The 9,636-nt window shown below is 67.1% G+C and carries 8 protein-coding genes; all 8 read right to left on the bottom strand.

Annotated features, from left to right (window positions below; genetic code table 11):
* Positions 1-177: 177 nt before the first annotated feature.
* The 8 genes from ASE63_RS21195 to ASE63_RS21160 all read right to left on the bottom strand — a co-directional run bounded on the left by ASE63_RS21195 (position 178) and on the right by ASE63_RS21160 (position 9,096).
* Positions 178-1,719 carry a gamma-glutamyltransferase gene (locus ASE63_RS21195; RefSeq protein ID WP_156410527.1) on the bottom strand — a complete coding sequence of 514 codons (1,542 nt, stop codon included), beginning with the start codon at positions 1,717-1,719 and terminating at the stop codon, positions 178-180.
* Positions 1,719-2,633, bottom strand: a complete 915-nt coding sequence (locus tag ASE63_RS21190) for a polysaccharide deacetylase (RefSeq protein WP_056806236.1) — start codon at positions 2,631-2,633, stop codon at positions 1,719-1,721. The genes ASE63_RS21195 and ASE63_RS21190 overlap by 1 nt, the downstream gene beginning before the upstream one ends.
* A gap of 10 nt (positions 2,634-2,643) precedes the next feature.
* Positions 2,644-3,429: an SDR family NAD(P)-dependent oxidoreductase gene (locus tag ASE63_RS21185; protein ID WP_056806234.1), complete on the bottom strand. Its 786-nt coding sequence runs from the start codon at positions 3,427-3,429 to the stop codon at positions 2,644-2,646.
* Positions 3,430-3,439: 10 nt separating this feature from the next.
* Positions 3,440-4,291, bottom strand: coding sequence for an ABC transporter permease (locus ASE63_RS21180; protein WP_056806232.1), 852 nt, complete (start codon positions 4,289-4,291; stop codon positions 3,440-3,442).
* Complete coding sequence (locus ASE63_RS21175; protein WP_056806230.1) at positions 4,288-5,214, bottom strand: ABC transporter permease; 927 nt, start codon at positions 5,212-5,214, stop codon at positions 4,288-4,290. The genes ASE63_RS21180 and ASE63_RS21175 overlap by 4 nt, the downstream gene beginning before the upstream one ends.
* Before the next feature lie 6 nt (positions 5,215-5,220).
* Entirely contained in the window at positions 5,221-6,726 is a 1,506-nt protein-coding gene (locus ASE63_RS21170) for an ABC transporter substrate-binding protein (protein WP_056806227.1), read from the bottom strand.
* Positions 6,727-6,808: 82 nt separating this feature from the next.
* On the bottom strand, positions 6,809-8,320 hold the full coding sequence (locus ASE63_RS21165) for an ABC transporter substrate-binding protein (protein WP_056806224.1): 1,512 nt from the start codon (positions 8,318-8,320) through the stop codon (positions 6,809-6,811).
* Positions 8,317-9,096 (bottom strand): GntR family transcriptional regulator, encoded by a 780-nt coding sequence (locus tag ASE63_RS21160; RefSeq protein ID WP_056806215.1) that lies wholly within the window; start codon positions 9,094-9,096, stop codon positions 8,317-8,319. Before ASE63_RS21160 ends, ASE63_RS21165 begins: the two co-directional genes overlap by 4 nt.
* Positions 9,097-9,636 lie beyond the last annotated feature (540 nt).

Raw genomic sequence — 9,636 nt, 5'->3', positions numbered from 1 at the left:
ATCCAATCGTGGCTGCCTGGTCCATGATCTCCTCCATTTCTGCGAGAGCCTATGCTCACGCGGGGCTGGAGAGCCGTCCACAGCATCAAGAGCGGAACTTCGGCTCGTCCTCGCAAGCTGACGTTTGCGAGGCGCATCGATAGTTGCCTCGGCCCCCTAAAGCAGAATGCCTGCGTACTATAACGCGGCCGCTGCCACGGCGGCCCACGGGCTGGTCGGGTGTGCCATTCCAATAAACCCGCCCTCAGTGACCATAACGGCGGAGGGGATTGAGAAATTCACGGGATAGAGAGTGTCCTCGACGATTTCGACCGGGAAGGCGCTGGCGACGGTCGCCGCGACATCGGCCTCGGCGCGGGCGTCGATCTTGATGCGCGGCGTCGAGCAGTCGAGGCGCGGGCGATGAAAGACCTCCTCCAGGGACAGGCCGAAATCGGCCAGTCCCGAGATCAGCTGCAGGAGCGTCGGGAAGATGGTGCGCCCGCCGGCTGCGCCGATGGACAGAACCGGGCGGCCCGCCTTGCTCAAGATGAGCGGGCACATATTGGCGAGCGGCTTCTTGCCGGCTGCGATGGCGTTGGGCTGGCCGGGGCGCGGGTCGAACCACATCATGCCGTTGTTCATGATGATGCCGGTCCGAGGCAGCGCGACCTTGGCCCCGAAGCGCGACAACAGCGTGTTGGTCAGCGAAACCATGCTGCCCGAGCGGTCGACGACGCTGACATGAGAGGTGCAGCCGGCCTGAGGCGTCGCAGCATGGCCGAGCGTGGTCAGGCGCTTTTCGTAAGACTCGCGGATGGCCGTTGCATAGAGCAGGGCTGCCTGGGCCCGCGCGGTTTCACGGGACAGTGGGCCATCAGCGAGACGCTCGGCGGCGTCGAAGAAGGTTGGGCCGCCGCTCAGGCCCGGGATCGCGGCGATGTCGAATTCGCGATAGCGCCCGGTCAGGGCGGGCGCCCAGACCACGTCATAGGCGGCGAGATCGCGGGCGCTCAGCGGCGAACCGCCGGATTCGAGATCCGCCACGACCAAGGCGGCGCTCTCGCCATCGTAGAAGTCGCGCGCACCGGCCTTGGCGAGCCGGCGCAGCAGCTTGGCCTTGAGCGGCATTGGCTTGAAACGCCTTGTGTCGGCACCGGCCTTCGGGCCGTGGCCGTCGTCGAGCAAGATTGCCGACAGCGTCGGGTCGCGGGCGAGGCCGGGTGCCTCGATCGCAATGCACAAGGCGGCGAACCAGTCGATCTCCAGGCCGCGCTCGGCATGTTCGATCGCGGGTTGAAGCGCCTCCTCCCAGGAGATCGAGCCATGGCGTTCCAACGCCGCGGCAAGCCCGGCGATCGCGCCGGGTACGCAGATCGCGCCATAGCCGGAGACGTTGCGGTCCCCGACCACGGAGGGCCAGCTGAACCAGTTGCCTGCCTGCGCGTCGGCCAGCGGATAATCGGCCGGGTCGAGCCCGGCGGCCGAGCGGACGTTGAAGTCGAGCGTTTCGGTCGCTCCCGTCGCGCCGTCGGCATGGACGAGGAAGCCGCCGCCGCCGATGCCCGACAGCCAGGGCTCGACGGTGCTGAGCACGAGCGCGGCGACGACGGCCGCATCCATGGCGTTGCCGCCGCGCGACAGCACGGCGGCGCCCGCCTCGGCGGCATGGCGGTTCTGGGCCGCGACGAGGCCGTGGGGCGAGTGCACGGCGGGCCGCCGGATGCTGAAGGTCTGCATCAGCGCAGGGCCTTGAAGCGATGGGGCGCGCTCGCCTCGGGCAGGCGCAGCGGCACGGCGAAGCGCTCGGCATTGACGCTGGCGGCGTGATGGGCCGCCAGCTCGCCGACTGTCGCGATCCAGGTGCCCGGCGCGGCGGTGACGACGTCGAGGAGCTTCTCCAGCATGCGGATGCGGCCGGCCCGGCCCGAGATCCAGTCATGGATCGTCAGCATCATCATCCGGCCCTCGCGATGCAGCACATGCCATTCGTCGAGCCAGGCTTCGAGGATGCCGCCCTGCGGCGACGGCGGCGCGCGATCGGTCGGGCTGCCGGTGAAGCGGAAATAGATGGCATCGTCGACGGCCCAGAGCACGGGCACCTGCGTCACGCCGTCGATGGTGTAGGGGTGGTCGAACCCCATCAGCGAGGAATCATAGAGGCCCCGGCGCTTGACCTCGGCCAGCATGAAAGGCGTCATTTCCCAGGCCGGCGAGCGGAAGCCGGTCGGCACGATGCCGGCCTGGCTCTTGAACAGGGCCAGCGATTCATCGAGCGCTTTGGCAAATTCCTCGGGCCCGGCTTCGGTCGCGAGTTCATGGAAATAGCCGTGCAGGCCGACCTCGTGGCCGCGGGCGACGAAGGCCGGCAGCAGCTCCGGATGGTTCCTCGCGACCAGCCCGGGCACGAACATCGTCGCCTTGATGCCGTAGCGGTCGAGCAGGTCGAGGATCCGCCAGATCCCGATGCGCGGTCCGAACAGACGCTGCTCGATCTGGCCGAGCGTCTGCGGAGCATCCGTCGCGAGGCTCCATTGATAGGGGCTCTCGGCATCGACATCGACGCTGAAGCAGAAGGCGCTGCTCTTGCCCTTCGGCCATTCATAGGCTGAGACGGGGAAGCTTGCCGGGGGAAGGCCGGCGGTCTGGCTCATGACGTTGCCCTCACAGCGCGCTCTTCTTGTCCTGATGGACCACGAGAGAGCCGATCGAGTTGCCGCCATCGACCGTCAGCGTCGCGCCGGTGACATAGGACGACGCGTCGCTGGCGAGATAAAGCAGGGCATTGCCGACATCCGTCCGCGAGGACGGGCGGCCGAGCGGGATCTGGGAGATCGTGCTCCGGATATGCGCCTCGGTCAGGCCGCTGACCGTGCTGCCGGCCGCGAAGCCGGGCTCGAGCGCGTTCACGCGGATACCGTATTCGGCCAGTTCCACGCCGAAGCCCTTGGTCAGGCGGTCGAGTGCCGTCTTCGAGGTGGAATAGACGGCGGCGGTGCGCCGCATCTTGCGCGACGCTCCCGAGGAGATGTTGATGATCGAGCCCCTGACGCCCTCGCGCACCATCTGAGTGGCCAGTTCGCGGCTCAGGATGAAGGGCGCGCGCAGGTTGACCGAGAAGATGCGGTCGAACTCCTCCGTCGGCGTGTCGAGTAGGAAGGCGCTCGGATAGATGCCGGCATTGTTGACGAGGATGTCGGCGGCGCCCCAGCGCGTCCCGATCTCGCCCGTCAGCGCCTTGATCGAGGCCTCGTCAGTGAGGTCGGCGGCCTTGACGAAGCTGTCGCCGCCGAGGCCCAGCGTCCTGGCGAAGGCTTCGAGCTCGCCTTCCCTGGCGTCGGTCAGCGCCAGCGTGGCGCCGGCCTCGTGAAGCGTCTCGGCGATCCACTTCCCGATCACGCCGCACGCCCCGGTGACGAGCGCGCGCTTGCCCTTGATGTCGTCGAACATGGTGCGGTCCTCAGCGAAAATGGGGGTCGAGACGGTCACGCACGGCATCGCCGGTCAGGTTGACGGTGAGCACCAGCGCGAACAGGCAGAGCCCGGGCAGCGTCGCGACCCACCAGGCGGTGGCCACGTAGTTGCGGCCGGTGGAGAGCATCGAGCCCCAGCTCGCCGTCGGGGGCTGCACGCCGAGGCCGAGAAAGGAGAGCCCGGCCTCGAACAGGACCATCAGGCCGAACTCCAGCGTCGCGACGACGATCAGCGTGCCCGCGATGTTGGGCAGGATATGCCGGAAGAGAATGCGCGCATTGCCGCCGCCCGCGAGCACCGCGTTCTCGACATAGGCCATGCCGGCCGTCGCCAATGTCTGCGCATGCGCCACGCGGGCATAGCGCGGCCAGCGCGTGAGGGCGAGCACGAGGACGACGTTGACCAGGCTGGGCCCCAGCACCGCGACGGTGATGATGGCGAGGAGCACCGCCGGGATGGACAGGAACACGTCGGCGACGCGCATCACCGCGGTCTCGACCCAGCCGCGCCGATAGCCGGCGATCAGCCCGAGCGCGGTTCCGAACGCTCCCGAGAGAAGGACGGAGAGCACGGCGACGAGCAGCGAGACGCGCGTGCCATAGATGATCCGGCTGAGGAGGTCGCGGCCGAGCTCGTCCGAGCCCAGCCAGTAGTAGAAGCTGCGCGAAGCCGTCCCCGGCGGCTTCAGCCGTCCGACGAGGTTCTGAGCATTGGGGTCGTAGGGAGCGAGCAGGGGCGCGCAGATCGCAGTCAGGACGAAGACCGCGAGAATGGCTATCGGCCACCAGCGCTTCAGCGGGAAGCGGCGGCGGGGCTGCGGAAGAGAAGGGGCGCTCACCGGCCGCTCCCTAAAGCGATGCGCGGGTCGACGACGCTGTAGAGGAAGTCCGAGAGCAGATTGAGCCCTATCGTGACCAGGGCCCCCAGCATGACGACGCCCTGCACCACCAGGAAGTCGCGGGCGAGGATGGCCTGAACCGTGACCTGTCCAAGACCCGGCCAGGCAAACACCGTCTCGACGATGACCGCACCGGCCAGCAGGTTCGAGATTTCGAGTGCGGCCACGGTGATGAGCGGGATCGCGGCGTTGCGCGCGACATGGCGCAGGAGCAGGCGCGTCGGCCCGACGCCGCGGGCTCGCGCGGTGCGGACATAGTCGCGGGTGAGCTCCTCGATCAGCGCCGCCCGCGTGATCCGCGCGAAGGTGGCCATCGAAAGCAGCCCGAGAGCGATCGAAGGCATGACGAGATGCGAGAAGCCGCCGGTCGAGGATGGCGGCAGCCAGCCAAGCGTGACGGCGAAGAGCAAGATGAGCAGGATGCCGCTCCAGAAAGTCGGCATGCTCTGGGCCGCCAGCACGAGACCGGCGGCGACCTTTGCGGCAGCGCTGTCGCGAAACAGCGCGAGCAGGATGCCGACCGGAATGCCGATGCCGCAGGCGACCGTCAGAGCCCCGCCCGCCAGCATCAGCGTGTAGGGCAGACGCGAGGCGATGATGTCGATCACCGGCACGCGCTGCACCACGGACTGGCCAAGGTCGAAACGGGCGAGATCGGCGAGGAAACCGAGATACTGGACGATGAGCGGCCGGTCGAAGCCCAGCGCATGGCGCAGGGCCTCGATATCGGCCTGCGTGGCGGTTTCCGGCACCAGGAGATAGGTCGGATCCCCCGTCAGCCGCTGGACGAAGAAGATCAGCGTCGCCACGCCGAAGATCGTGACGAGCGCCTGCCCGGCGCGCTGGAGGAGGAAGCCGACCACGCCGCGTCAGTCCTTCCAGCTCATGCGGTTGACGAAGATGCTTTCATTGGGCGTGGGGGTCCAGACGAGGTTCTTGGAGGTGCCGTACATCTGTGCCGCCTGATAGAGCGGGATCACGAAGTGCTCGCTGGCGATGCGCTCGTGGACGGTCTTGTAGGCGGCGAGCCGCTTGGCCGGATCGAGCGTCTGGCGCCCGGCTTCGAGCGCGTCCTCGATCGTCTTGTCCTTGGCGTTGGCCCAGCCGCTGGCGCTGTGCAGGATCGGGAACAGCACGCCGTCCGCATCCTGGCAGCCGCAGGACCAGCGGCTGAACGCCATGACGGGGATGGAATCGGGGCCGCTCTGCATGCGCTTCAGCCAGGAGCCCATATCGGTCATCTCGATCTTCACGTTGAGACCGGCATCGACCAGCATCTGCTGCAGCGCCTGCACGACGCGCTGGTCGTAGACCGGCGCGGTCACCAGCGCGATCTCCTGCTTCGCCTTCGGGCCGACCTCGGCGATCTGGGCCTTCGCCTTGGCGAGGTCGAAGGACAGGTCCTTGATTCCCTCGACGAAGCCCTCATGCGCTGGCGAGAGCATCTGGGCCAATGGCTTCTCGGTGCCGCCGAGCACGCCATCGGTGATCGCCTGCTTGTCGATGGCCTGGGCGATGGCGCGGCGCACGCGCGGATCGTTCAGCGGCTCCTTCTGGACGTTCATCGCGAGATAGGCGACGCGCTCGGTCAGCACCGGCACGGGCTTGGCGCGCTGTGAAGTCTTGAGCTGGGCGGCGAGATCGCCGTCGAGATTGGCCGCGAGATCCGAGGTCCCGGCCATCAGGTTGGCGACGCGCGTCGCGGCATCGGGAATCGCGCGGAAGACGACGCTCGGGAACGCTGCCTTGCTGCCCCAATAGGCGTCGTTGCGGGCGAGCGTCACCGACACGCCGCGCTGCCAGGCGCCGAACTTGTAGGGACCGCTGCCGACCGGCGCGAGGTTGAAGGCATCCTTGCCCACGGCCTCGATGGCCTTCTTCGGCACGATCGAGAGCTTGACGAGCTGCGCCAGCAGGGCCGGATAGGCACCCTGCGTGGTCAGCGTCACCGTCTTGGCATCGTCCGCGACGGCGTCGATGATCTTGTCGAACTGGCCGAGCTGCGGGCTGGCGAACTTCTGATCGGTGATGCGCTTCACGCTGAAGACGACGTCGTCGGCGGTCAGCTTCGAGCCGTCATGGAAGGTTATGTCGTCGCGCAACTGGAACTGGATCTTCGTGTCGGAAAGCTGCTTCCACGAGGTCGCAACCTGCGGCGCGATCACCCCCTTGTCGTCGCGGGTGACGAGATTGTCGAAGATGTTGCGGTAGACATAGTAGCTGTCCGGGTTCCACTGGACATGCGGATCGAGCGAGTTCGGCTCGCCGACGAGGTCGATCGTCAGGCGCTCCTTGGCGGCGAAGGCCGCGCCCCCCGGCAGCGACAGGCAAGCGGCGAGCAGCGCGCTTGCGAGCATTCGGCGTGTTCGCATCATCAGTCGTTCCCCTTTTTGGTTGGCGGCGCCCGGTCTCCTCCCGGCGCCTTGGTCTCGCAGAGCTGCTGGCGGCCGTTACGGCTCAGTCGTTCCAGCTCATCCGGTTCAGGAACATGCTTTCGTTCGGCGTCGGCGTGAAATTCAGGTTCTTGGTCGCGCCATAGATCACGACGGCCTGATAGAGCGGGATCACCGGCACCTCGCCCGCGACGATCTCGTGGACCTGCTTGTAGGCGGCGAGACGCTTGTCCTTGTCGAGGGTCTGGCGGGCCTCTTCGAGCAGGGCGTCCGTCTTGGGATTGCGATAGGCCGACCAGCCGCTGCTCTTGTGCAGCAGCGGGAAGAGCACGCCGTCCGCATCCTGGCAGGCGCAGGACCAGCGCCCGAAGCTCAGCGTCGAGGTGCCCTCGGGGCCGGCCTGGGCGCGCTTCAGATAGCTCGCCATGTCCGACATCGCGATCTTGACGTTGAGCCCGGCTTCGCCGAGCTGCTGCTGCACGGCCTGGACGATGCGCTGGTCGAAGACCGGCGCGGTCGAAAGCTCGATCTCGGTCTTGGCCGCGGGGCCAGCCTCAGTGACCAGGGCCTTCGCCTTGGCGAGGTCGTATTTCGCGCCGGGCAGGTCGTCTATCCAGCCGAAGATCGCCGGCGTCAGCAGTTGCCCCACGGGCTTGTCGAAGCCGCCGAGCAACCCGTCGACCAGCCCCTCCTTGTCGATGGCGAGAGCGGCCGCCTGCCGGACCTTAACGTTATCGAAAGGCGGCTTGGTCGTGTTCAGGCGCAGATAGGCGACACGTTCGGTTAGGCCTGTCAGCGGCTTGGCCTTCGCCGCGGTCTTGAGCTGAGCTGCCTGGTCGCTGTCGAGCGTGACGCCGAGATCGCTGGTGCCGGCCTGGAGATTGGCAAGGCGGGTCGCGCTGTCGGGCACGGCCCGGAAGATCACGCTCGGGAACGGACCCTTCGTGCCCCAATAGGCATCGTTGCGCGACAGCGTCACCGCGACGCCGCGCTGCCAGCCCTCGAACTTGTAGGGCCCGCTGCCGACCGGCTTCAGGTTGAAGGCATCCTTGCCGACTGCCTCCACAACTGCCTTGGGCACGATCGAAAGCTTGACGAGCTGCGCCAGCAGGGCCGGATAGGCTCCCTGCGTGGTCAGCTTGACCTTGGTCGGCGACAGCGCGACGGCATCGGTGATCTTGTCGAACTGGCCGAGCTGCGGGCTGCCGAAGCTGCGATCGGTGATGCGCTTGACGCTGAAGACGACATCGTCGGCGGTCAGTTTCGAGCCGTCATGGAAGGTGATGTCGGAACGAAGCTCGAACTCGATCTCGTTCTCGGACAGGTATTTCCAGGACGTAGCGACCTGCGGGACGATCTCGCCCCTGTCGTCGCGCGTGACGAGATTGTCGAAGATGTTGCGGTAGACGTAGTAGCTGTCGGGGTTCCATTGAACTTGCGGATCCAGCGAGGACGGCTCGTTGACGAGGTCGACCACGAAGCGCTCTTTGGAGGCTTGGGCGGGAGCGACGCTCCCCAATGCGAGGATCGCGGCGCAGGCCGCTGCGAGAGGATAGTTTCGCCGGGCAACGGTCATGACTGCTTCTCCTTTGACAGGGGGATCGGCCGATCGGCTGTGACAAGCGGCGATTGGGGGGAGCGGCGTCGGCGGGCAGAACGCGCTTGCGGGCGCGCCGGCTGCGCCGACATGGCGAGGAAGCTGTGGGCGATCGCGTCGGCGAAGCGCTTCTGGTCGCGTTCGATCGCTCGCCTGGAGCGTTCAGAATCGCCCGCTTCTAGCGCCGCTACCAAGTTGCCGAGATCCCCCGGCGGGATGGGGTGGCCGCTGAGATCGAGCAGCCGGACTATCCGGTCCGAGTGGTCCCAGATCCCGCCGAGCCAGTCGCGGGCGAAGGCGCCAGCTCCGGCAGCGAGCAAGTCACGAAGCTGGCGCTCGGCTGCGCGTGCCGTAGCGAGCGCTGCAGGCTCGGTCCGCCCCGAGACCGATTTGACCATTCCAAGCAGCGCAGTCGCCCTGGAGAGCGCGGGCTCCGCCAGCCTGTGCGTCGCCAGCGCTGGCTCGATCCGACGACGTCCATCGAGAACCGCCCCGATCAGCGCGCCGTCGATCGGCGCAATCCGCCAGCCCTGCCGCGCATGCCGGCTGACGAAGCGACCCGCTGCCAGCTCGGTCAGCGCCACACGAACGCTGGCGCGGCCGAGCCCGAAGCGCTCGGCGAGGGCCGCCTCATGGACGAAGTCACCGGGCGTAAGCTCGCAGGAGACGATAGCCGTGCGCAGCCGGCGGCTGGCGACGTCGAGCCGCGCCTCGGCAATCGGAGCAGGGAGGAAAGGGGAGGTTGCATCGAGCATGAACCGAAGTTTGGCCTGCCTTGTGAGATCTCACAAGACCGTTGTAAGATTTTATAGCGGTTTGCGAACTGCCTGCGATAGCGCCATTTCAACTCATCGCCACGCAGCGATCTGCAGCTCGTAGCATCCGATAAAGCGAGATTCGTGCTGCCCTCGCGCGGCGGGGCAGGGAAAACTGGCGCGGCAGATATCAGCACCGGCCTGTCTGGGCCTGTACGTTGGAACGTCATGTGGAGGGAGAGCACCCTGGACCGGCCCAGTCTGCTGAATGCGACGGAGATTGATGACTGACGGGAGGCGGGCTTAAGGCAGACGTGTGAACGTCGGGCGGTTGCGATCTCCGTTTGCGTCCCGTCGCCTCGGCGCGGTTCCATCCAAGTCCGCCTTTGGGGGGAGAGACTCACCCGCGGCCGCGGTGCGCCACGGGCGACATCGGCTGTGCGCCCTGTGTGGACGGCTCTCCTTTGGCAAGGGGTTTCGAACGCTTTTCCAGGTCTGGTCGGTGCGGCCATGTGTTCGACCTGTTGGTGCGGCGCGCAT

Origin of the sequence: Allobosea sp. Root381 (assembly GCF_001429395.1) — a bacterium.
Lineage (GTDB): Bacteria > Pseudomonadota > Alphaproteobacteria > Rhizobiales > Beijerinckiaceae > Allobosea.
The sequence above is the reverse complement of the archived record's forward strand: the minus strand, read 5'-3'. Positions and strand labels throughout refer to the sequence as shown.